This is a genomic window from Ihubacter sp. rT4E-8, from assembly GCF_049852125.1.
In the GTDB taxonomy this organism is placed as follows: domain Bacteria; phylum Bacillota; class Clostridia; order Peptostreptococcales; family Anaerovoracaceae; genus Senimuribacter.
Map to the genome: position 1 here is coordinate 176218 of NZ_CP187532.1, position 21273 is coordinate 197490.

Annotated in this window: 25 protein-coding genes; 18 read left to right on the forward strand and 7 right to left on the reverse strand. The window is 45.8% G+C overall.

Annotated features, from left to right (window positions below):
• Positions 1 to 61 precede the first annotated feature (61 nt).
• From ACPW7J_RS00840 to ACPW7J_RS00870, 7 genes are all read left to right on the forward strand, one after another.
• Positions 62 to 1420, forward strand: coding sequence for a carboxyl transferase domain-containing protein (locus tag ACPW7J_RS00840; RefSeq protein ID WP_161873961.1), 1359 nt, complete (start codon positions 62 to 64; stop codon positions 1418 to 1420).
• Between the two features lie 11 nt (positions 1421 to 1431).
• A complete protein-coding gene (locus ACPW7J_RS00845) occupies positions 1432 to 1752 on the forward strand; it encodes an OadG family protein (RefSeq protein ID WP_425755925.1) in 321 nt (106 codons plus the stop codon).
• 4 nt (positions 1753 to 1756) lie between these two features.
• Complete coding sequence (locus tag ACPW7J_RS00850; RefSeq protein ID WP_424960104.1) at positions 1757 to 2116, forward strand: biotin/lipoyl-containing protein; 360 nt, start codon at positions 1757 to 1759, stop codon at positions 2114 to 2116.
• A gap of 8 nt (positions 2117 to 2124) precedes the next feature.
• Complete coding sequence (locus ACPW7J_RS00855) at positions 2125 to 3249, forward strand: sodium ion-translocating decarboxylase subunit beta (protein WP_161873958.1); 1125 nt, start codon at positions 2125 to 2127, stop codon at positions 3247 to 3249.
• Positions 3250 to 3268: 19 nt separating this feature from the next.
• Positions 3269 to 4672 (forward strand): oxaloacetate decarboxylase subunit alpha, encoded by a 1404-nt coding sequence (locus ACPW7J_RS00860; protein WP_425755927.1) that lies wholly within the window; start codon positions 3269 to 3271, stop codon positions 4670 to 4672.
• Between the two features lie 20 nt (positions 4673 to 4692).
• Positions 4693 to 5928, forward strand: a complete 1236-nt coding sequence (locus ACPW7J_RS00865; protein ID WP_425755929.1) for a pyridoxal phosphate-dependent aminotransferase — start codon at positions 4693 to 4695, stop codon at positions 5926 to 5928.
• A 256-nt stretch (positions 5929 to 6184) separates the two neighbouring features.
• Complete coding sequence (locus ACPW7J_RS00870) at positions 6185 to 6538, forward strand: Lrp/AsnC family transcriptional regulator (RefSeq protein WP_425757537.1); 354 nt, start codon at positions 6185 to 6187, stop codon at positions 6536 to 6538.
• 152 nt (positions 6539 to 6690) lie between these two features.
• Here the strand turns inward: ACPW7J_RS00870 and ACPW7J_RS00875 are convergent, their stop codons facing one another.
• Together ACPW7J_RS00875 and ACPW7J_RS00880 are read right to left on the reverse strand one after the other, a co-directional pair.
• Positions 6691 to 7044 carry a cyclic-di-AMP receptor gene (locus ACPW7J_RS00875; protein WP_161873955.1) on the reverse strand — a complete coding sequence of 118 codons (354 nt, stop codon included), beginning with the start codon at positions 7042 to 7044 and terminating at the stop codon, positions 6691 to 6693.
• 14 nt (positions 7045 to 7058) lie between these two features.
• Positions 7059 to 8153: a DUF2804 domain-containing protein gene (locus ACPW7J_RS00880; protein ID WP_425755931.1), complete on the reverse strand. Its 1095-nt coding sequence runs from the start codon at positions 8151 to 8153 to the stop codon at positions 7059 to 7061.
• A gap of 251 nt (positions 8154 to 8404) precedes the next feature.
• Between ACPW7J_RS00880 and ACPW7J_RS00885 the strand changes: the two genes are divergently transcribed.
• The 3 genes from ACPW7J_RS00885 (at position 8405) to ACPW7J_RS00895 (ending at position 11556) form a co-directional block, all read left to right on the forward strand.
• On the forward strand, positions 8405 to 9262 hold the full coding sequence (locus ACPW7J_RS00885; RefSeq protein ID WP_161873953.1) for a deoxyribonuclease IV: 858 nt from the start codon (positions 8405 to 8407) through the stop codon (positions 9260 to 9262).
• On the forward strand, positions 9259 to 10341 hold the full coding sequence (buk, locus tag ACPW7J_RS00890) for a butyrate kinase (protein WP_425755933.1): 1083 nt from the start codon (positions 9259 to 9261) through the stop codon (positions 10339 to 10341). Before ACPW7J_RS00885 ends, buk begins: the two co-directional genes overlap by 4 nt.
• A gap of 381 nt (positions 10342 to 10722) precedes the next feature.
• Positions 10723 to 11556, forward strand: coding sequence for a hypothetical protein (locus ACPW7J_RS00895; RefSeq protein ID WP_425755935.1), 834 nt, complete (start codon positions 10723 to 10725; stop codon positions 11554 to 11556).
• Between the two features lie 67 nt (positions 11557 to 11623).
• Here the strand turns inward: ACPW7J_RS00895 and ACPW7J_RS00900 are convergent, their stop codons facing one another.
• Entirely contained in the window at positions 11624 to 13156 is a 1533-nt protein-coding gene (locus ACPW7J_RS00900; protein ID WP_425755937.1) for a phosphomannomutase/phosphoglucomutase, read from the reverse strand.
• A gap of 19 nt (positions 13157 to 13175) precedes the next feature.
• On the reverse strand, positions 13176 to 13544 hold the full coding sequence (locus ACPW7J_RS00905; protein WP_161873949.1) for a putative ABC transporter permease: 369 nt from the start codon (positions 13542 to 13544) through the stop codon (positions 13176 to 13178).
• Positions 13545 to 13646: 102 nt separating this feature from the next.
• Here ACPW7J_RS00905 and srtB point away from each other — a divergent pair, with 102 nt between their 5' ends.
• Positions 13647 to 14393 (forward strand): class B sortase, encoded by a 747-nt coding sequence (gene srtB, locus ACPW7J_RS00910; protein WP_424960097.1) that lies wholly within the window; start codon positions 13647 to 13649, stop codon positions 14391 to 14393.
• Entirely contained in the window at positions 14390 to 14749 is a 360-nt protein-coding gene (locus ACPW7J_RS00915; protein WP_425755940.1) for a glutamine amidotransferase-related protein, read from the forward strand. Before srtB ends, ACPW7J_RS00915 begins: the two co-directional genes overlap by 4 nt.
• Positions 14750 to 14822: 73 nt before the next feature.
• On the opposite strand, the gene ACPW7J_RS00920 is transcribed toward ACPW7J_RS00915, so the two are convergent.
• From ACPW7J_RS00920 to ACPW7J_RS00930, 3 genes are all read right to left on the reverse strand, one after another.
• Positions 14823 to 15374 (reverse strand): phosphoribosyltransferase family protein, encoded by a 552-nt coding sequence (locus ACPW7J_RS00920; RefSeq protein ID WP_425755942.1) that lies wholly within the window; start codon positions 15372 to 15374, stop codon positions 14823 to 14825.
• Positions 15375 to 15389: 15 nt separating this feature from the next.
• Positions 15390 to 15959 (reverse strand): HDIG domain-containing metalloprotein, encoded by a 570-nt coding sequence (locus ACPW7J_RS00925; protein WP_202623904.1) that lies wholly within the window; start codon positions 15957 to 15959, stop codon positions 15390 to 15392.
• A gap of 155 nt (positions 15960 to 16114) precedes the next feature.
• Positions 16115 to 17044 (reverse strand): DMT family transporter, encoded by a 930-nt coding sequence (locus tag ACPW7J_RS00930; RefSeq protein ID WP_161873945.1) that lies wholly within the window; start codon positions 17042 to 17044, stop codon positions 16115 to 16117.
• A 144-nt stretch (positions 17045 to 17188) separates the two neighbouring features.
• On the opposite strand from ACPW7J_RS00930, the gene cobT reads away from it, so the two are divergent.
• From cobT to ACPW7J_RS00960, 6 genes are read left to right on the forward strand one after another with little or no spacing between them, the layout of a single operon-like run.
• Entirely contained in the window at positions 17189 to 18322 is a 1134-nt protein-coding gene (gene cobT, locus ACPW7J_RS00935) for a nicotinate-nucleotide--dimethylbenzimidazole phosphoribosyltransferase (protein ID WP_425755944.1), read from the forward strand.
• A complete protein-coding gene (locus ACPW7J_RS00940; protein ID WP_425755946.1) occupies positions 18322 to 18867 on the forward strand; it encodes a bifunctional adenosylcobinamide kinase/adenosylcobinamide-phosphate guanylyltransferase in 546 nt (181 codons plus the stop codon). Before cobT ends, ACPW7J_RS00940 begins: the two co-directional genes overlap by 1 nt.
• Positions 18864 to 19619 (forward strand): adenosylcobinamide-GDP ribazoletransferase, encoded by a 756-nt coding sequence (locus ACPW7J_RS00945; protein WP_425755948.1) that lies wholly within the window; start codon positions 18864 to 18866, stop codon positions 19617 to 19619. Before ACPW7J_RS00940 ends, ACPW7J_RS00945 begins: the two co-directional genes overlap by 4 nt.
• A 23-nt stretch (positions 19620 to 19642) precedes the next feature.
• On the forward strand, positions 19643 to 20023 hold the full coding sequence (locus tag ACPW7J_RS00950; protein ID WP_425755950.1) for a hypothetical protein: 381 nt from the start codon (positions 19643 to 19645) through the stop codon (positions 20021 to 20023).
• Positions 20024 to 20040: 17 nt separating this feature from the next.
• The gene (locus ACPW7J_RS00955) at positions 20041 to 20685 is read left to right on the forward strand and encodes a histidine phosphatase family protein (protein WP_425755952.1); all 645 of its coding nucleotides are present in this window, start codon (positions 20041 to 20043) and stop codon (positions 20683 to 20685) included.
• 58 nt (positions 20686 to 20743) lie between these two features.
• Complete coding sequence (locus tag ACPW7J_RS00960) at positions 20744 to 21265, forward strand: hypothetical protein (RefSeq protein ID WP_161873939.1); 522 nt, start codon at positions 20744 to 20746, stop codon at positions 21263 to 21265.
• Positions 21266 to 21273: the final 8 nt, after the last annotated feature.

The following is a 21273-nucleotide window of genomic DNA, read 5'->3' on the forward strand; positions in this document are numbered from 1 at the left end:
TTTCGCCGATAGAATGATGTAGAAAAATAACCAAATGAGAAATTTAAAGCGGAGAAACCACATGACACAAAAGAAAGAATTAACGATGGCGGAGCAAAGAATCCGCCAGTTGCTGGATTATGGCAGCTTTATGGAGATCGGTGAGGACGTTACAGCCAGATTGACTGATTTCTATACGCCGGGAACCCAGGACAAGCCTTCAGACGGCGTTATCTGTGGCTACGGTACGATAGAAGGCCAGCTGGTCTATATTTTCAGTCAGGACGCCGCGGTACTGGGCGGCACTTACGGCGAGATGCACGGACAGAAAGTGAACCGGCTTTATCAATTAGCAATGAAGACAAAAGCGCCGATTATCGGCCTGTTGGATTGTCATGGCTTTCGTATCGAGGAAGGCCTGGACAGCTTAGATAAATTTGCAAGATTATACGCGCTGCAGGCAGCGGCATACAGTCAGATACCTCAAATTATGGCAGTAGTAGGGCGTTGCGGCGGCGGTATGTCCATCGCGGCTAATATGGCGGATTTCGTCTTTGTTGAAAAGCAGAACGGACAGCTTTTTGTTAATCCGGGCAATGCCATCGACAGAAGCTTTGACGAAATCGTAGATCAGGCGGATTTTACTGATGGAAAGATGACTTGTGATGAGATACTCACGTCTATTCGCACTGTGATTACATTGCTTCCTGCCAATACCGACAGAAAGCCGCAGCAGGGAACGTGCAGCGATGATTTGAATCGCCTTTGTCCGGATATTGAAGCCATGAGAGGGGACGGTCGCGCAATCCTGAGAGAGCTTTCTGACGACCACTTTTTCTTTGAAACCAGAAGAGAAAGCGGCAGAGATATGGTAACGGGTTTTATCAAGCTGGACGGCGCAGTGGCCGGCGCTATTGCCAATCACCGCGGCAGAGACGGCAGCGGAAGAATCAGTGCAGAGGGTTTCGACAAAGCGGCGTCCTTTATCGGACTTTGCAATAAGTTCAGCATTCCGATCCTGACTGTTACGGACACAGATGGCTTCGATACTTCCGAAGAACAGGAAATTTATTTGCCGAAGGCTGCCGGACGAATGATTCGCGCATTGGCCGGAGCAAAGATTCCGAAAGTAAATTTGATTACCGGCGAGCTTTACGGCAGTGCGTACAGCCTGATGAACAGCAAAGGATTGGGAGCGGATTATGTGTTTATGTGGGATAGCGCTAATGTAAATATCATCAATCCGAAACAAGCGATTGAAATCCTCTATCCGCAGACGACGGATTCTGCCTTTGCCGCACAGAGGGTTGCCGATTACGAAAAGAGCCACAGCAGCGCGCGCGCGTTAGCGAGACATGACTATGTAGATAAGGTAATTCGACCAGAGGATACTCGAAAAATGATTGCAGGGGCGTTTGAAACCTTTGCCAACCTCTATTAGGAGGTGAAGTGATGACTCTCGGAGAAATATTATCAAAAGCGGCCATAAACACCTTGATGGGCATGGGAACCGTATTCGCCGTATTAATTTTGATCAGCTGCATTATCGCACTGTTTAGATTTATCCCCGGCGCGCAGGACAAACTGCAGAAGAAGGAACAGATAGAACCGATTGTGCAATCACAAAGCACAGAATCCGCGGTCGCAGACGACGTCCAATTAGTCGCGGTAATTATGGCGGCGATTTTGGCGTCAAAGGGTGTCGGTCAGGACGCTTTGGACGATGCGGAGAACAGTCCGTACATCGTAAGGTCAATTAAACGGAAAGGATAAGAAAATGGAAACCTATATTATTAGAGTAAACGGGATAGAGTACGAAGTCGAAGTAGAAAAGAAAGCAGAAGGGCAGTCGGCGTCTGCAGCGGTACAGCCGGAGAAGAAGGCACAGCCGCCGAAGGCGGAGGTAAAGACTCCTGCAGCGGAGGGACAGCCAGTTACCTGCGGCACAGCCGGTAAGGTATGGAAGCTGGTAGCCGCCGAAGGCGCGGAGCTAAAGAAAGGAGATACCATTCTGATTTTAGAGGCCATGAAGATGGAGATTCCAGTAGTAGCGCCTTTTGACGGAACATTGGCGTCTATTCAAGCAGCGGAGGGAGACAGCGTAGAGGCCGGCCAGACTGTGGCGACAATCGCATAGAGAACATTATGGATTATATCATCAATACTTTAGAAAATCTTGCGCAGCAGACGGCATTTGCTAGCCTTTCCATCGGCAATCTGGCCATGATTGGTGTTGCATGCATCTTCCTATATTTTGCAATTGCCAAGGGCTATGAACCGTTGCTGCTTGTACCGATTTCTTTCGGTATGTTACTTGTAAATATTTACCCGCCGATCATGGAGGAGGGAGGATTGCTTCATTATTTCTTCATGTTGGATGAATGGACGATTCTGCCGTCTTTGATTTTTCTCGGCGTAGGCGCGTTGACGGACTTCGGCCCGCTTATCGCAAATCCGAAAAGCTTCCTTTTAGGCGCGGCGGCGCAATTTGGAATTTTCGGCGCGTATATCATGGCAATGCTCATGGGATTCAACGACATGGCTGCCGCTGCTATCGCTATCATCGGCGGCGCTGACGGCCCGACATCCATATTCCTGGCCATGAAACTGAATCAAACTGAAATAATGGGGCCGATCGCGGTTGCCGCGTACTCCTATATGGCCTTGGTACCAATCATTCAGAGGCCGATCATGCGCGCGCTTACTACGAAAGAGGAACGTTCTATCAAGATGGAACAGCTGCGGCCGGTATCAAAGAAAGAGAAAATTCTGTTTCCAATTGTGGTAACCATCGTTGTTTGCGGATTACTGCCGTCAACCACCCCTTTGGTAGGTATGCTGATGTTGGGCAATTTGTTTAGAGAAAGCGGTGTGGTACGGCAATTGGCAGATACAGCTTCAAACGCTTTGATGTACATTGTAGTTATTCTTTTGGGTACTTCGGTAGGAGCTACCACCAGCGCGGAGGCTTTCCTCAACTGGGCAACCATCAAGATTGTCATTTTGGGATTCCTGGCGTTCTGTTTTGGAACGGCGGCAGGCGTATTGTTTGGTAAGCTGATGTGCAAGCTATCCGGAGGAAAAATCAATCCGCTTATTGGATCGGCAGGGGTATCTGCCGTACCGATGGCAGCCAGAGTATCTCAAAAAGTCGGCGCGGAGGAGGATCCTACCAACTTCTTGCTGATGCATGCAATGGGGCCGAATGTAGCAGGCGTTATCGGAACAGCAGTTGCAGCAGGCGTATTTATGGCTATATTCGGTGTATAACACAAGGAGAATGAATAAAATGAGCGAAAAGAAATTGAAGATTACAGAAACCGTACTGCGAGACGCCCATCAGTCTTTGATTGCAACACGTATGCGGACAGAAGATATGATTCCAATTCTGGAAAAGATGGACCGGATAGGTTATTACTCTATAGAGTGTTGGGGCGGCGCAACCTTTGACGCTTGTCTCCGATTTCTGGATGAGGATCCCTGGAGCCGTCTTCGGACTTTACGGGCAAAGATAAAGGACACAAAGCTGCAGATGCTTTTGCGCGGACAGAATTTGCTGGGATACCGGCATTACGCCGACGATGTTGTAGAATATTTTGTGCAAAAATCAGTTGCAGGAGGTATTGATATTCTTAGAATCTTTGATGCCTTTAACGATTTACGTAATGTAGAAACTGCTGTCAATGCCGCGAAGAAGGAAGGCGCGGAAGTACAGCTGGCCATGGCTTATACAACCGGAGAAGCCTATACGCTGGACTATTGGAAGAAGCTGGCAGCAGACATGGAAAGCATGGGCGCCGATTCTATCTGTATCAAGGATATGGCTGGCATCCTGGTTCCAGAAGAAGCATCCCGCTTGATTACGGCTTTGAAGGATACTGTTAAAATACCCCTTCAGTTGCACAGTCACTGTACTAGCGGCGTAGCGCCGATTACGTATGTAAAGGGTGTAGAGGCCGGGTGTGATATTATCGACACCGCGATTTCTCCATTTGCTATGGGCACCAGCCAGCCAGCGACAGAAGTGATGGTAGAAACTTTCTCCGGAACGCCTTTTGATACAGGATTGGATCAGGAGCTTCTGTCGGAAATCGCTGATTATTTCAGGCCGCAGAGAGATCAGGCCATTGCAACAGGCTTGATGGATCCAAAGGTTTTGGGAGTTGATGTAAAGACCCTGCTGTATCAGGTACCTGGTGGCATGCTTTCAAATCTGGTATCTCAATTGAAGGATCAAAATGCTTCTGACCGGTTTTATGAGGTGCTGGCTGAGATTCCAAAGGTCAGACAGGATCTGGGAGAACCCCCGCTGGTAACTCCGTCATCGCAAATCGTTGGAACACAGGCAGTTCTTAACGTACTGATGGGCGAACGTTATAAGGTGATGAGTCAGGAAACGAAGGCAATTCTTCACGGCGATTATGGTAAAACTGTAAAACCGTTTAATCCGCAGGTGCAGCATTTGGCTATCGGCAATGATACGCCGGTGACTTGCCGTCCGGCAGATTTACTGGCGCCGGAGCTTGAATCCCTGCGTGAAGAAGTGAAGCTTTACAGCCAGAAGGATGAGGACGTACTGTCCTATGCTTTGTTCCCGAAGGTTGCCGTAGATTTTTTCAAAAACAGAGACGCGAAAGCCAATAAAATAGATCCGGGCGTATATGATTTGGCCAATAAAGCTTACCCGGTATAAGAGAAAAGGAGATGTGAAGCATGATTATTGCACAACAAAATGGGAGAACTACCATCGGCGCGCCAGATAAGCTGTTTGGTGTTTCTTCTAAAGCAAAAGAGAGAATTGCTGAAATTGGTAAAGAAAACGTAATCGATTCTACAATTGGAGTCCTGTTAAATGACGAAGGAAAGCTAGTGGTCCTGGAATCGGTCATGGACTGCATTCGCAGTTTGTCGCCGGAAGATTATGCAGCTTATGCACCGATTACAGGCCTTCCAGCATACCAGGCCGCGGTTAAGGAAGCCGTTTTCCTGGGTGAGGTTCCAGAGGGTGTTTTCGTAGAAAGCTGCTATACGCCGGGAGGAACCGGAGCGCTGCGTAACGCGGTGTCAGCTTATACGAAACCGGGAGACAAAATTCTTACCAGTGATTGGCACTGGAATCCGTACAATTTAATTGCAGCGGAATTGGGTCGTTCCGTTCAGACTTATCAGCTTTTCGATAACGAGGATAAATTCAACGGAGAAGGATTCGAAGCTGCGCTGACTGAAATTTTAGCAGGTCAGGATGAAACATTAGTTATTGTTAATACGCCTGCCCATAATCCTACCGGATATACTTTTACAGAAAACGATTGGAATACACTTCTGGATATTATAAAGAAGTTCCCTGAGAAGAAAATTGCTCTATTAGTAGATATTGCTTATCTGGACTTTGCCGGCGATCCGAAGGAATACAGATTCTTCCTTCCGATGTTAGCTGGCTTACCTGAAAATATTTTGCCGCTAATCGCGTTCAGCGCGTCAAAGGGCTATACCATGTACGGTATGCGTTGCGGCGCGTTGCTCTGTATGGCTCCAAGCGCTGAAATCGCCAAAGAGTTCAAGGATGTGATGAGTGTTGAGTGCAGAGCGTCCTGGTCTAACGGTAATCGCGCGGCTATGACAGTTTTGGCAAAGATTTTTGAAGATAAGGCTTTGCGTGCGAAGGTCGATGCAGAAAGAACCCATTGGATGGAAGTCCTTGCAGAAAGAGGCGGTGTATTCATGAAAGCCGCGGAAGAAGCGGGTTTGACAGCTTGCCCGTATGATTCCGGATTCTTCATCACAATTCCATGCGATCATGCAGAGGAAGCAGGGAAGCGTCTGCAGGATTTCAATATCTTTGCGATTCCGATGGGTTGCGGTATCCGCGTATCCGTAGCGTCCAATACAGTTGAGGAATGTAAGCAGATGCCAGCGAAGATTAAGCAGGCAATTGATGAAAGCAAGTAATTTCTTTTACATGATAAATGTCCTATAATCTTAAGCAGAGAGCGCCCGGCCGTCAGACGGCTGGGCGCTCTCTGCGTTTGTCGGAAGCGTCGCGAATTTTTTCAACGAGGAAAACAGAAAACCGCTGACAAAACGTTTTTTTTGTAGTATACTGATAGGGAATTTGGAAAACGGGGGCGTTTATGAGAAATCTGGACGAAATTGACGTTAAAATATTGAATATGTTGAAAAAAATGCGCGCACACCCTTGAAAGAGTTGTCGGCAGAAGTGTTTTTGACAACGCCGGCGGTATCCTCACGTATGGAAAAGCTGGAACGGGAGGGCTACATCAAAGGGTATCACGCCGCGCTGGATATGGAAAAGCTGGGGTACGGCATCAAGGCGTTTATTATGATTACCGTAGAGCCGGAGGACAGCAAAAAGTTCTATGAATTTATCAAGGAGCAGCGTTGCGTTCTGGAATGTGATCATATTACCGGACCGTATTCTATGATTATGAAAGTAGTATTTCCATCGACTACGCTGTTGGATGAATTTTTGGGCAAGCTGCAGGTCTTCGGTAAGACAGAGACGCAGGTTGTGTTTTCCAATGTAGTGGAGCGGCGGTAGTAAAAAATAGTCTTTGAATTTGAGCTATCAAAAAAGCCTTAAACTGTAAGGCTTTTTTGCATTCGTTTTCTTGCGTGCTATACAAGCAAATATGACGCATTTTACGGATTCACCCTGAAGGACGATAAAGTCAGGGTGAATCCTTTTGTTGTTTACAGCTTTTCAATGCTGTCCAGGTCCATGATAAACACTGTAGCTCCGCCGGCATTTTTCTTTACTGCCATCGGCGGAAGAATTGCCATTTGTTCACAGCCCGGGGCAGACAGATTTTGATAGGTCGTCTGCTCTCGAAGTCCGGCATCCTCCTTAAGGATTTTTATTACTTCCGGACACTTGGATTCCTCTGTGCCGATCATTACTGTTACATTTTTTCTACGGAAAAATCCTCCCGATGAGTTGAGTACAGTAACAAAGAATCCATTTTTGGTTAAATCACAGATGGTATCCTCGAAGTCGTCGCCGCTGAGTACGGCTAGTATCAGTTTTTGTTTTTCTTTCTTTTCCATTCCGGTATCCCTTTCTACCATTTATTATATACTTTTTCGGCAAACCCTATGAAATCTTTTATCTCAATGACGGTGCCGTCATCCAGTATAGCGCTGCCGCTGAATTGTCCGAAAACCTGATGTTGATTAGAGCGGATCAGTTTTACATCGGTATCCGCGTGGCGGTCGATGATGGGAAGGAAGTCCATTTCAAAGCGACCGTCATTTGATGTGAATCTCCAGGGAGATAGATAGTCTTCTGTCATGTCAGCCGTATCGACTACGATATTGCTTCCTGTACAGCAGCTGCCTTTGGATTTATACTGTTTTGCTTTCACAGGAATATGGAAAGTAACCTGATCCAGCTTATGTGCTTTGTGGTTATAAAACAGCATATTCTCTGTAGCGGCGGAGGTATCTCCAAAGCCATAACCGATATTAAATCCGAAGGGAATGTCATTGACCAGACCTGAAGCGCTGCCCCAATACCAGGTGTTTTTATAAGTCCATACGCCTCTGCCCCAGTCTAAAACCGCAAAGGAATCTGCAGTATCAAAAATATAATCTCGTCCATCGAAATGGATTCGTCCTTTTGCCGGCATGCAGTTGATTTTCTGATTGAAATAAAAGTGATCTGGTTTTTCTGGAAAGGGCGTTGCAATGACCATGGACTCGCCGCCTGGATCGGCTAAATCTATCATCCCCTCGATGGACTTTCCCTTATAGAAGCTTTTCATATAGAATTCCAGATGACGATTATTTTCTTCAATTGTGAAAGAAATCTTGTGATTCTTGCCGCCGTGACATACATTGCCTTTTGACGATGTTGATGGAAATCCAACCTTTCCAAATGTCATCCATGAAATAGAGCTGGAAGTGTGCTCCCAAGGCTCGTCAAAATTCAACAGGCTGATGCTGTCCAGTCCCATATAGGAGTTATCTGCAATGGTTAAGGCAACACCGAAATGACTGTTGCCAATATAGTAATAATCCCATTCCTTGATACGCCAACCGGAAGCTTTGATTGCCTTGCGGTCGTAAACGGGCAACATGGATTTGGCGTAACCAGGTTCTCGTAAATATCCCTTTTCATTTAGCAGGGGCGCTGATTTGGTTATCTCATGCTGCATTGGAAACCTCCCTTGATATATATACTTATTCTACCATAAGCACTAACCTTTGTCTTCGCTTTCAGCTCGCCTCGCCGTAGAGCGCCACGGAGCAAAGCTCCTGCACCCCTGACATGAGACCTGTCTCGCTTCCGCCTGCGCCTGTGGCTTGCCGATCAGCGGGCTAGGGCTTCATCACCGTGTGTAGACATTATACCACAAAAAATCCATTTTGCTATGAATTTTTAACAGGTTGTAGTATAATGAGAGCCATGAATAGAAAAATTGAAGAAAAGAAATTGTATATCGGCTGTCATCTTTCATCGGCTGGCGGCTTTGCAGCTATGGGTGAAGCAGCGCGGTCTATTGGGGCCAATACCTTCGCCTTTTTTACCAGAAATCCCAGAGGCGGAAAAGCCAAGGCCATTGATGAGGAGGATGTGCAAAGGCTGAGATCGATACTTAGGGAATATGATTTTGGTCCGTTGGTGGCTCACGCGCCGTATACTTTGAATCCATGTTCAGCTACAGAGAAGACCAGAGAGTTTGCGTATATGGCCATGCAAGAGGACATGGAACGAATGGAGTATTTACCAGGTAATTATTATAATTTTCATCCTGGCAGTCATGTTGGGCAGGGATGCGAGAGGGGCGTCATGATGATTGCTGATTTGCTCAATGATATCATCACGCCGGAGCAATCGACTACCATTTTGCTGGAAACAATGGCTGGTAAGGGCAGCGAGGTAGGCGGCAGATTTGAAGAACTGGCGGCAATCATTGAAAATGTGACATATGATGAAAAAGTTGGCGTTTGTTTGGATACATGTCATGTTAACGATGGAGGATATGATATCGTGCACGATCTGGATGGTGTGCTTGCTGAATTTGATCGGGTAATCGGATTAGATCGGTTAAAGGCGCTTCATATTAATGACAGTAAAAATCCTATGGGAGCAAAAAAGGACCGGCATGCGCGTATCGGAGAAGGAGAAATCGGACTGAATGCTATTCTGTCTGTAATTCATCACCCTAAGCTGATGGGTCTGCCTTGCATCCTGGAAACGCCGCAGGAGGATCTGGAAGGATACGGAGAGGAGATCCGTTTGTTGAGAGGAGAAAGTCTATGAATCAGATAAAGGATATATTGGTGATCAATCCGGGATCAACTTCTACTAAAATAGCTGTGTTTGCGGGAGACGGTGAATTTAGGCGCTTTGAAACGAACATTGTTCATGATGAGGCTGTGATTTTGAAGTTCCCTGATGTAGCGTCTCAACAGGAATACAGAAAAGAAATGATATTGTCTTATTTGGATGAAGAAGGATATGAACTTCATAATTTGGCGGCGGTGGTTGGACGCGGAGGCATGGTATACGGTCTTTCCGGCGGAGGATACGTAGTGACAGAAACCCTTTGCTCACGGATGGCAAGCTCGGACATTCCGCAGCACGCGTCAAGTCTCGGGGCGTTGCTGGCTTATGCGGTCGCGAAGCCGCTTCGAATTCCTTCTTTTATTTATGATTCTACGATGGGATGTGATCTTTTGGATATTGCCAGGATCACGGGTATTGCAGGTGTGGAAAAGTATGGAGCGACGCATCTGTTGAATTCTCGTGCGCAGGCTATTCGATACGCTACGTCGATAGGGCGGGACTACAAGGATATGCAGTTTATTGTCTGTCACATGGGCGGAGGTATTACGGCTAATGCCTGGCGCGAGGGAAAAGTCATCGATGTGGCTGCTTATGACGATGGTCCCATGGCGCCGGAACGTTCTGGCGGAGTGCCGTTGCTCCTGTTTAAGCGGTTGTGTTTTGATGGGAAGCATACGGAGGCTGATGTGGAAAAAATGATCAGTGGATGTGGAGGTTTGTACTCATATTTAGGAACAAAGGATTGTCGTGATGTAGAACGAAGGATTGATGAAGGCGATGCACAGGCGAAGACTGTTTACGAGGCTATGGCTTTGCAGGTCGCAAAGGCTATTGCAGGATTGTCCTGTGTGCTTCAAGGACGGGTTGATGTGATTATTCTTACTGGGGGTATTGCTCATTCTAAACTGCTGACCGGGATGATTGAAAAATTTTGTGGACATATCGGTCCGGTTGTAGTTATGGCAGGAGAAAGTGAGATGGAGGCGCTGGCTGCTGGCGCGGTACGTATGCTGTGTGGTAAAGAAGAAGCTAAGATATATGATGGTAAATAGTTAGAGTAGGGCGTATATGCAGATTTTTGGGGTCTTTTAGGGTCATGTTGCGTGTGCATGGGTCAGCGCGCAGCTTTTTAGGACTATTTTTAGATAATGTTGCGTGTGGGGGTGAAAGAACGCAGCATATTGATAAAAAAAGAGATTTATTGCGTGAAAGGTCTGTATTTTAGAGATAAGGGATTTCTTTGCGCGATAAGGGAGCGTAAAATAGACAAAAAGCTGCGTGTTTTAGAGGGCGCACGCAACATGAGAGCAAAATCAGCGGAAAAGCTGCGGGAAGAAAACATTTCGATATGTAATAATTGACCCTGTCACAGATATGTGGTAAAATATGTTATAAATTTACATTTTTTACTAAACGTTGACGGGGAAATATATATGAGAGATGTTTTTTTTGATGAGTTAAAAAGTGAGATAATGAAAGAAGAAAGATTGTTGAAGGATGGCAAGGAAAAGCTTGCTTTAGCTCCTGAGGGAAGTCTCAGTATTCGGAAAAGAGCAAAGGGCGCAAGCTATTACCAGAATATTCCGCAGTATAACAAGAATGGATATGCGAGGAAACAGCTGAATATTAGTGATAATCCGGTTTTAATCCGGGAATTAACGGAAAAGAGATTGCAAAAGGAAATCATTGCTCGTTGTGAAAATAATCTGCCTAAATTACAGAAGCTGCTGGAACAGTATCGGCCTGCTTCTTTGGAATGGATCGCGTCTGAAACGGATGGAGTATACAAACAGGCTATGGAACTTAGACAAAAGATTATGCTTGAGGAAAGATTGGCAGAACCGTATCCTAAGTGTCCATACAATCCTAAGTATCATATTCATACAACGGAGGGCGGCGAAATGGTGCGTTCGAAGTCGGAACAATTGCTGGCTAATACGCTTTATTCTTATGGGATTCCGTTCCATTATGAAGAAGAATTCATATATCGCATAGGGGTTCATGGACTTAAGCATGTTTATCCGGATTTTACAATTTTGTTGCCTGATGGGGATAAAATAATCTGGGAACACCTGGGATTATTGCATGACCTGACCTATTGTGAGAGGACTGCTCGAAAACTAAACCTGTATCAAAAGAATGGGTATCTATTAGGTCAAAATTTGATTTTGACCATGGATGACTGTAATGGAACTTTTAGCAGTGTGATTCTTAGACACGTAATTGAAACGCAGATATTACCGAAATTGTATGGCATGCGGCATTAGCATTACAGCCCGCCCCATTTGGCCGGCAAAAGCTAACCAAATGGAGCGGGCTGTACTTATAGGTTTATTATAATTTACTGATATCAAGTTTATCGTATCCTGCTAATAAAGGCTTTAGCACTCTGCGGATTTCGTGGACGCCGCCGGGAATGTCGGACTCGATGTTCAGCGGCATAATCGGATCGTGAAGCGATTTGCGCAGCAACAACCAGCCTTTACAGGATGGTTGATTGAAATTTATCCTTACGCCTTCGTAATTTGGTTTGACCAGTGAAGCGCCTTTGATCTGACCGGAATCCGTCAGGATTTCCAAATCCTTTAGAATTCTGTCGCCGTAAGCGACAAAGTCGTCTGATAGAATCGGAAAACGTATTTCAATTGACTCTGCAGGCGTTTCTAAGTCTGCAATCAAACTGGAAATACCGCGGCCCTCTCGGAATAGCTGTGCAGCCTTAATGACAATTTTTGTGGCAAGATAAGCGCCGTCATCAAGGAAATAGTTCTCTTTATACGCAGCATGACCGCTGGTTTCTATCGCTAGCTGGCTGTCTATGCCGGAGCGGCAAAGCTCGATGGACTTGTTAATGACATTTTTGTATCCTCGTTTGAATCGAAGATGGGAAAGTCCCAGAGTATCTTCTAAAAAGACCGTCAATTGATTGCTGGTAATGCTGTCGGTGACAACGGTTGTCCCCGGATATTTGTCAGCAATTAACGCGGCAGCCATAGCGACAATCCCGTTGCGGCTGATTTCGCGTCCCTTTTCGTCCACAGCTGACGAACGATCTACGTCAGTATCGAATATCAGTCCCAGATCAGCTCCGCAGGTTTTGACTTGTGTGCAGATGGCTTCCATGGCGTTTTTGTCTTCTGGATTCGGCGCATGGTTCGGGAAGTGTCCGTCTGGTTCTAAAAATTGACTGGAAGAAATGTCCGCGCCTAAAGGCTGTAACACTTTGGATGCATAGAATCCTCCAGCGCCGTTACCTGCGTCTACAGTTATTTTCATACCGGAAAGAGGACTGTCTGTCTCGGAGCATCCTATGCCGTCAGTAATCAGCCTGCGCAGATGAGCAGAATATGTATTCAGGAGATCGATGGTTTTGATCTCCCGTGGTGCGGCAGGTCGGATGGAATTGAGTATGGAATCAGATTCTGCAAAGGTGATGATGTCTGTGATATCGCCTTTGTTTAAGCCTCCATCGCGATCAAAGAATTTCAGTCCGTTTCTGTTCCACGGCAAGTGGCTTGCGGTTACCATAACCGCGCCGTCAGCAGTATATTCAGAAAAAATCGTGGACATGAACATGGCAGGGGTTGACGCTAGACCGGCAGATAAGATTTGGCAGCCATATGGATGCAGCGCTTGCATGAAATTGGCTGCGATTTTATCGCCTGAAAGACGAGGATCTTGACCGATAGATATGGTCAAATCTGGCGCCTCTTTGCCTGTTTTTTGCATGAGCCAAAACAAAAATCCCCTGGCAAGTCTGCCCGCAGCTTCGCTGTTCAGATTTACGGTTTCTCCGGGTACGCCTTCTAACGCAATACCACGAATGTCACTTCCGTTCTGCAATTTGCTGTAATCATATTTCGACATGATATTCATTCTCCTATTTCTAAAAAAACATATCTTTATTATATTTTATCAGTGAAAAGAAAGCAAGGCATATCATGAACCAATAGCAAGTAAACTGAGGACAGATCTGCCCCAATACATTACCAGGCAGGGCCGAGTAATCCCAGACCTCCCAGCCGAGCCACAGGTTTACCACACTTCCTACTGCAAATTCATAGGCAGTGACGATTAGAGCGCCTGTGACAGCGGCCGTAATGATATGCATTTGCAGAAAGTAAGGCAGCAACATATAGAATGTTACGACGATTGCGCCGCCGGTTAAAACCATGGACCAATGGGTGTATCCTCGATAGAGCAATTCCGTCAGACCGTAAAAAACTCCGCCTAATACAAATATTATTAACTCCATGGTTATAATATCGGAGATCAGAGAATTTTTTATGCAAAAGAGCAGAAAAGAATGAAATGGAAATTTTTTTGTGGTAGAATAACGGTTAGGAGGAAAAAAGGTATGGCAGAAAATAAGAAAAAGAAAAGTAGTTGGTTATTCAAAGTGATTGTCACGGCGCTACTTCTGATCATCGCCGTTAGCGGATATAATATCGCCAAGATCCTCTGGGAATATCATGAGGGAACATCAGCCTACAAGGAGATACAGCAGGTTGCCAACGCAGGAGCGGAGGAAAAAAAGGGCGAGATCGATTTTGACGCGTTAAAGAAAAAGAATAAGGATGTAAAGGCATGGCTTTATTCAGAGGGAACGCCTATCAATTATCCTGTGGTTCAGGGACCGGACAATCAGTATTATTTGTATCGGATGTTTAATGGAGAATACAACGGCAAAGGTTCTCTGTTTATCGATTTTCGGTGTGAGAAGCCGTTTCGGGATTTTAATACTATCATTTATGGACATCGGATGAAGGACGGGAGTATGTTCCATGACTTGATTGAATATCGAGATAAGAGCTATTACGAAAAGCATAAGATCATGCAGTTGACCACGCCGAAGAAAAGGTATGACGTGCATGTTTTCGCTGTAGTGACCATACCGGCGGACAGCGATTTATATCGTTTCAGTTTTCACAGTGATGTGGAGAAAGAAAATTATTTGCAGCAGATATTGGCTAAAAATGAGACTGAGATGGGTGTCAGCGTATCTTCTGAGGATCATATTGTCATGTTGAGTACCTGTACTTATGAGTATGACGACGCCAGACTAGTGGTATACGGAAAGCTGGTAGAAAGAGAGGAAGAATGATGAGAGAGGGCGTAATTGTGATTGTAGACTTGGGTCACGAGAATTGCCAGATGATAAAGGAAGACGTGGAAAGTATGGGTGTTAAAGCTGTGATTTGCAATCATGACGCAGATCAGGCGCAGCTTGAGGCGCTGGGCGAAATAAAAGGTTTCATTCTTAACGGCGGGCCCTGTAAAAAGGTAAACGGATTTCGTGTGGATGCCAGTGAGGCGATCTATGACAATAAAATACCAACCTACAGCGTCGACCATGCAGGCTTAAAGGGTGTAGATCTCTATGCGTGGCCTGTTGATATTGCAGAACGGCGGGAGAAGATTCGCGGATTTTTGACCCGAAGCTGTAATTTGGAAGTTTAGATGTATAAAAAGCTGCGGCTTTTACGGGTTTTCCGTGAAAGTAGGCAGCTTTTTCGGTTTGGATCAAGGATAGTTATTTTATTGTTCCGTCTGCATTGAACAGCGGTAGTTTTTCCAGAAAAATGATATCGTCTCTGTCTGCGGCTTCTCCTTCAGCAAGGACGGCCATTTTGCCGACAATATTGCCTCCCACCTGATTGACCAGTGTTTCCAGAGAAAGGAGAGATTCGCCTGTGCTGATAACATCGTCCACAATGAGAATACGCTTTCCTTTCATTTTATCTATTTCCGTTTGACCTAAGCACAGGGTTTGAATGTGGTCGGTGGTGATAGAGTCCACTTGTGTGGTGACAACATTTTGCATGTAAAGCTTTGCGCCCTTTCTTGCGACGATATAGTCGTTGATGTTTGCCTGTCTGGTCATTTCATAGGCAAGGGGAATGCCTTTGGATTCAGCGGTGATAATCACATCGAATTCCGGCGCTTTGGCAAGAAGCTGAGCAGCGCACGCGCGAGTGATTTCCACATCACTGAACATGATGAAAGCGCCGATATAAAGATCGTCGTTGATTTTACAAAGAGATAGCTGCCGTTTGCAGCCTGCGATGGTCATTTCGTAATACATGATTTTGTTCTCCGTTTATTTTTCTAATTCTGCAATTTCATCCTCACATGCTTGCATGGCTTCCAGAGTTTCTGCCTGTAGCTTTTCCAGATCCCAGTTCAGTTGCTCCGCGCCTTTTTGAATAATTTCACGACTGCAGCCCGCAGCAAATTTCTTATCCTTAAACTTTTTCTTTAAGGATTTCAGCTCCATGTCTTTCGTGCTTTTAGACGGACGCATCAGTGCAGCGGCGCCTATCAGTCCAGTTAGCTCATCTACTGCAAAGAGCACCTTTTCCATTTCGTGTTCTGGGGCCACGTCGCAGCACTCGCCGTATCCATGGGAAACAACAGCATGGATTATAGCTTCATCCACACCGGCCTCCTGTAACAGCTCCGGCGCTTTTACGCAGTGCTCCTCCGGCCACATTTCAAAATCGATATCGTGAAGCAGTCCGCAGACGGCCCAAAATTCCGCATCTTCTTCGTAGCCCAATTTCTTTGCCATATAACGCATAACGCATTCTACAGTTATTCCATGATGAATATGGAAGTCCTCTTTATTATATTTTTTTAGAAGCTCAAGCGCTTCATTACGGTTGATCATTGATATCACTCCTTGTCTTTCGTGTTTGATAACTTCAGTATACGATAAAAAGCACAGTCTTGCAAGGCTGTGCTCTTGAGATTTTTCTAAAATACGAAAAAGGATCAGGAGACCTGACCCAATTTCGCATCATACTTTTATCTATTGGAGTTTAATTATTTTGATTGCAGTCTTTCTTCCTTAGATGGAAGCTGTGGAATAACTACGGCGATGAAAATAACGACGCAGCCCAGAATTTCAACAAGTGTCAGACGTTCACTCAGCAGCAACGCGCCAAAGATCACAGAGAATACTGATTCCAGACTAAGAATTAGCGACGCGGCCGCCGGGTCAGCGTGCTTCTGTCCCAGAACCTGTAACGTATAAGCGACTCCAGAGGAAATGGCGCCACAATAGAGAATTGGCAGCCAACAGTCCAGAATAGCGTTGATATCAGGATTCTCAAAGATCATCATGCAGGTACAGCCGATGACGCCACAGGTGAGAAACTGAATACAGGAAAGCTTGATGCCGTCGCATTTAGGTGAAAAGTGATCGACTACTAAAATGTGACAGGAGAAAGCTACTGCGCAGAGAAGTACAAACAGGTCGCCTGTGGTCAAACTAAATCCGCCGGATTTACCTGCCATAGTTAAGAGATAGAAACCAAAGGCGCCCAAGGCTACGCAGAACCATACAATAGGTTTTGGTTTTTGACGCAGGAACAATCCCAGCACCGGAACAATGACTATGTATAAGGATGTGATGAAGCCGGCCTTTCCGGCGTCAGTATCAAAATACATGCCGAATTGCTGTAGGGTAGACGCGGCGCAGAGAACCAGCCCACAGACAATTCCGCCTATGAGCAAGGTCTTTTTTTCTGCAGATTTCTCATCTTCCGTTTTCTGTGCGGAGGATTCCTCCTCTTTACTGAACTTTTTGAAGAGAAAGATCACAGGAATCAAAACCAGTCCGCCGATCAGCATTCGGATTCCGTTATAAGTAAAAGGTTCAAGAACGGTTCCCGCTTTCTGCGCCACAAAAGCAGAGCCCCAGATAATAGCGGTAGTTAATAGCATAATATCGCTTTGTAATTTCTTATTCATAATATCAAATCCTTTTCTGTCTTTTCAAGTATAACAAATTATATTAAAAAACAAGAGATTTTACAAGGTGGGAAACTTTTTTTTCAGACAAAAATATGGTAAGATGATTGTATTGGCGAACAAACGGAAAAGAGGAAAGAGAATATGAGTGAAGAAAAAAGATTATTTGAGCTGATTGGACAAATTGGAGAACCAGACTATCAGGCAATGGAAGAAGCAAAAGAACGTCAGGCTTATCTGGCAAAGCCGCCTGGAAGCTTAGGGAGATTGGAGGACATCTCCGTTAAAATAGCCGGTATTACCGGAAAGGCCGTAGATAATGATGTGACACGCCAGTGTGTGGCGATTATGTGCGCGGATAACGGCGTAGTGGAGGAAGGCGTAGCGTCAGCGCCGCAGTCAGTTACTCTATCGCAGACGATCAACTTCACCAGAAGATATACAGGCGTCAGTTCTATGGCTAAGTATTTTGGCATAGACCTGTTGGTTACTGACGTGGGAGTAGCAATGGAGATTCCGGAAGAACTTTATACCTCATCTATGTTGACAGAGGATGGGAAAATTCCAGTAAGGATTGTCAACCGCAGGATTGCTAATGGTACGCGAAATTTGGCTAAAGAAGCGGCTATGACCAGAGAGGAAGCAGTCAGAGCGATTTTGATTGGCATTGAAGCAGTTGAAGCTATGAACAAAGCGGGCGTGCAACTGTTCGGTGTTGGAGAGATGGGAATCGGCAATACCACGACAAGTTCAGCTCTCCTCAGCGCTCTGACAGGAGCGAGGGCAGAAGCGGTTGTAGGCAGAGGCGGAGGCCTTAATGACGAAGGATTGGCCAAGAAAATTAAAATTGTAGACGATGCTGTAAACAGCTGGTGTATGGGCGATCCGATTGAGAAACTGGCAAAGGTAGGCGGCTATGACATATGCGCTATGACAGGTGCGTTCCTTGGCGCCGGAGTTTACCGGATGCCGGTAGTTATTGACGGCTTTATCTCTATTGTAGCGGCATGCATAGCCAAGGAATTGAATCCAAAAGTGGTGAATTATATGTTCGCATCTCATAAATCTTATGAAATCGGTTACCAGATAGCTATGGATAGACTGGGTCTGACGCCGATGTTTGATCTGGGTATGCGATTAGGCGAAGGTAGCGGCTGTCCAATTGCTTTTAAGATCATAGAAACCGCGTTAGCGTCAATGAATTTGATGAAGACGCTGGAGGAAGCCTCTATCAATGGAGATTACTTAGAAGAAATTAGAAGGGAAAACTTATTCTAATGAATGTATTTATCAGCGGCGGATGCAAAAATGGAAAATCTCTATACGCGCAGAATTTAGCTAAGTCCATGGCTGAAAAGGATGGCAGGGCGCTCTATTATGTAGCGACGATGATTCCCACTGATGATGAGGATCGCCAAAGAATTCAAAGACATTTAGCGGAACGCGACGGTTGGGGCTTTGAAACGGTGGAACAGGGGCGTTGTATCTGTGATGCGCTGAAAGGCAATGTGGATGCCAGAGGTGCATTTTTGCTCGACAGTGTGACGGCGCTTCTTTCTAATGAGATGTTTGCACCAGATGGTAGCTTTGATGGGGATGCTGGAAAACGTGTGGCTGATGAACTGTGTGAATTTGCCCGGAGAACGGGAAATACAGTGTTTGTCAGCGATTACATTTATTCTGACGCCAGGGGTTTCGATCAGTGGACGGAAACCTACCGCAGAGCTTTGGCATATATCGACAGACAACTTGCATCTGTATGTGATAAGGTTATTGAGGTAGCGTACGGACATATTTATGAGTATGAGGAGGAAAAAGGATGAAGTTCATCATAGGCTTTTTTATGGCATGGGGGAATTTCATCACCCTTCCGTGTCCATATAAAAGATGGGACAGTACCTTGAAAAATATGATGCTGGCCTTTTTACCGTCAGTAGGCGCTGTTGTAGGGCTGCTCTGGATGGGATTACTTTGGCTGTTCCGGCAGCTGGAACTACCGCTGTTGGTGGGCGGATTGGTGATGATATTCTATATTTTTGCCGTGTGTGGTTTTATGCATCTGGATGGATTCATGGATTGTAACGATGCGATTTTGTCCAGACGGCCATTGGAGGAACGCCAACGCATTTTGAAGGATTCTACGGTAGGGGCATTCGCAGTAGTGACGCTGGCTTTTCTGCTTCTCGGCTGGTTTGCCGCTATGACTGAAGCGCTACCGTCATTAGACTATGGCGCGCTGCTATTGTTGCCGGTAGTAAGCAGAGGCGTTAGCGGACTTCATGTATTGACTTGCGTGCCAATAGGCCATAGTCAATATGTGAAGGATTATGAGGTTCCCGGTCGATGGAAATACAGAGCGGCGGTGGCCGCGCAGCTGGCTGTGTGGATAACAGCTGCGATACTGTTATCTGTGAATCTGTCAAGAACATTGGTGATGACTGCGGTGATTACAGTCAGTGGAATTTTTTCTTGTTCCTATGCGCGGCGGCAGCTGGGAGGTATGAGTGGAGATATCGCAGGCTATACGATTTGTATCAGTGAATTAGCTGGGATTTTGACCCTGGCAGTTTGGTAAATTTGACGAATTGAGGTAAGACTATGAAATTAATTTTTGGAGGAGCGTATCAGGGAAAGCTGGATTACGCGTTGAGCGCCTATCATTTGACAGAAAAGGACGTATATCATTGCGATATGGAGAGCATGGTGATCAATTTTGATAAAAAGATCATCGCCGATGCGGAACGCTTTGTTCTGGCGTGTATCAAGGAAGGCGTCAACGCAAAGGAATGTCTGGAAGATAATCTGGAACGTCTTCAGGATAAGATCGTGATTTTTGATGATATTTCTCAGGGAATCGTACCGATAGATAAGACGGAACGGGCGTGGCGTGAGATGACAGGCCGTTGTATGACTTTTTTGGGACAGGAAGCTGAAGATGTTATTCGGGTGTTCTGCGGTATTGGCAGTAAGGTGAAGTAAAGAGATAAGGTGAAGCAATGGTATCGAAAATCTATTTGATCAGACATGGCATTACAGAGGGCAATGAAAAACGCTGGTATTACGGCGGGGCGGATCTGCCTCTGACAGATGGAGGAAAGAAAAATCTTCAGGATCTGGTGAAAAGGGGCGTCTATCCGCAGCTGCCGGAAGACGCGGATTTGTATACGACAGGACTGCGCCGTACAGAGGAGACCCTTGCGCTAATCGCCGGAAAAAGAGAGCATCGGGTAATTCGCAATTTACGAGAAATGGAATTTGGTGAGTATGAGTGCAATACGTATGAGGAATTGTCTAAGTATGCTGATTTTGAGAAGTGGGCTTGGGATGAGACTGGAGATATCGCTTTGCCCGGTGGAGAATCAAAGAATCAGTTTGCGGCTAGAATCAGAGAAGGTATGGCGGAGCTTGTTGGATATCACCGATTGAATGAGCTTTCTCATAGACATAACGGACAACCGGCGGTTTCTGTAATAGTTTGTCATGGCGGGGTGATTTCAGCTGTCATGCAGGAATTGTTTCCTGATGTAAAAGGCAGCATGTGGGATTGGATGCCTTCGCCGGGATTTGGCTACGTTCTTGGGTTTCAAGACGGGAAGGCTGTTACATATGAAGCCTTGACAGAGGATTCGGAAATAGAATAGAAAACTTTTCAACATATCCCTCCATCCTGTGAATAAAATAGAGCAGGAGGGAAAACAAATGAAGAAGGGGATATTGTTTCTGATGGCAGCGCTGTTATTGGTGCTGACTGTCGGATGTGGCCCAGGGGAGAGATATGTAAACAGTAATACGCGGCTTTTGATGGAGAGCTCGGACGCGCCCTGGAATGAGAGGGTAGAGAAGGACTGCGGGATTAAGGACTTTGGAAAACCGTACGGAACAACGAAGGAAACTTTCGACTACGACAGGAAAAAGAATATCTGGCGGATCACCTTTGAGCTGGATGAGACTGTCACCCAGCCTTTGGTCGATGGATACGCGCAGTCTGTGTGGGAGGCCTGCATAGAGGTGGACGGAGGAAAGCTTCATAGCTGTAGCGGCTATCATTATGATGCGCTGTGGGAGGCCAGAAGACATCAGGAGCCGTTGAATTATTATATCTGGTATTATGATCATGACGCGGAGGACAAAGAATTTCGTGTAGGGCTGTATCCTTCTGAATTAGAGGAGGGTAGGCCGGGAGCATTGATTCTTGAAATACAGCAATGGGAGCAGAAGTAAAAAGAATA

Excerpts from the sequence above, each read along its gene's own strand:
- ACPW7J_RS00945 (WP_425755948.1), top strand. The coding sequence starts at position 18,864 with ATGAAGTTCATCATAGGCTTTTTTATGGCATGGGGGAATTTCATCACC.
- ACPW7J_RS00905 (WP_161873949.1), bottom strand. The coding sequence starts at position 13,544 with ATGGAGTTAATAATATTTGTATTAGGCGGAGTTTTTTACGGTCTGACG.
- ACPW7J_RS00925 (WP_202623904.1), bottom strand. The coding sequence starts at position 15,959 with ATGATCAACCGTAATGAAGCGCTTGAGCTTCTAAAAAAATATAATAAA.
- buk (WP_425755933.1), top strand. The coding sequence starts at position 9,259 with ATGAATCAGATAAAGGATATATTGGTGATCAATCCGGGATCAACTTCT.
- ACPW7J_RS00930 (WP_161873945.1), bottom strand. The coding sequence starts at position 17,044 with ATGAATAAGAAATTACAAAGCGATATTATGCTATTAACTACCGCTATT.
- ACPW7J_RS00885 (WP_161873953.1), top strand. The coding sequence starts at position 8,405 with ATGAATAGAAAAATTGAAGAAAAGAAATTGTATATCGGCTGTCATCTT.
- ACPW7J_RS00915 (WP_425755940.1), top strand. The coding sequence starts at position 14,390 with ATGATGAGAGAGGGCGTAATTGTGATTGTAGACTTGGGTCACGAGAAT.
- ACPW7J_RS00955 (WP_425755952.1), top strand. The coding sequence starts at position 20,041 with ATGGTATCGAAAATCTATTTGATCAGACATGGCATTACAGAGGGCAAT.
- ACPW7J_RS00950 (WP_425755950.1), top strand. The coding sequence starts at position 19,643 with ATGAAATTAATTTTTGGAGGAGCGTATCAGGGAAAGCTGGATTACGCG.
- cobT (WP_425755944.1), top strand. The coding sequence starts at position 17,189 with ATGAGTGAAGAAAAAAGATTATTTGAGCTGATTGGACAAATTGGAGAA.
- ACPW7J_RS00875 (WP_161873955.1), bottom strand. The coding sequence starts at position 7,044 with ATGGAAAAGAAAGAAAAACAAAAACTGATACTAGCCGTACTCAGCGGC.
- srtB (WP_424960097.1), top strand. The coding sequence starts at position 13,647 with ATGGCAGAAAATAAGAAAAAGAAAAGTAGTTGGTTATTCAAAGTGATT.
- ACPW7J_RS00960 (WP_161873939.1), top strand. The coding sequence starts at position 20,744 with ATGAAGAAGGGGATATTGTTTCTGATGGCAGCGCTGTTATTGGTGCTG.
- ACPW7J_RS00855 (WP_161873958.1), top strand. The coding sequence starts at position 2,125 with ATGGATTATATCATCAATACTTTAGAAAATCTTGCGCAGCAGACGGCA.
- ACPW7J_RS00865 (WP_425755929.1), top strand. The coding sequence starts at position 4,693 with ATGATTATTGCACAACAAAATGGGAGAACTACCATCGGCGCGCCAGAT.
- ACPW7J_RS00845 (WP_425755925.1), top strand. The coding sequence starts at position 1,432 with ATGACTCTCGGAGAAATATTATCAAAAGCGGCCATAAACACCTTGATG.
- ACPW7J_RS00920 (WP_425755942.1), bottom strand. The coding sequence starts at position 15,374 with ATGTATTACGAAATGACCATCGCAGGCTGCAAACGGCAGCTATCTCTT.
- ACPW7J_RS00895 (WP_425755935.1), top strand. The coding sequence starts at position 10,723 with ATGAGAGATGTTTTTTTTGATGAGTTAAAAAGTGAGATAATGAAAGAA.
- ACPW7J_RS00880 (WP_425755931.1), bottom strand. The coding sequence starts at position 8,153 with ATGCAGCATGAGATAACCAAATCAGCGCCCCTGCTAAATGAAAAGGGA.
- ACPW7J_RS00900 (WP_425755937.1), bottom strand. The coding sequence starts at position 13,156 with ATGTCGAAATATGATTACAGCAAATTGCAGAACGGAAGTGACATTCGT.
- ACPW7J_RS00940 (WP_425755946.1), top strand. The coding sequence starts at position 18,322 with ATGAATGTATTTATCAGCGGCGGATGCAAAAATGGAAAATCTCTATAC.
- ACPW7J_RS00840 (WP_161873961.1), top strand. The coding sequence starts at position 62 with ATGACACAAAAGAAAGAATTAACGATGGCGGAGCAAAGAATCCGCCAG.
- ACPW7J_RS00850 (WP_424960104.1), top strand. The coding sequence starts at position 1,757 with ATGGAAACCTATATTATTAGAGTAAACGGGATAGAGTACGAAGTCGAA.
- ACPW7J_RS00860 (WP_425755927.1), top strand. The coding sequence starts at position 3,269 with ATGAGCGAAAAGAAATTGAAGATTACAGAAACCGTACTGCGAGACGCC.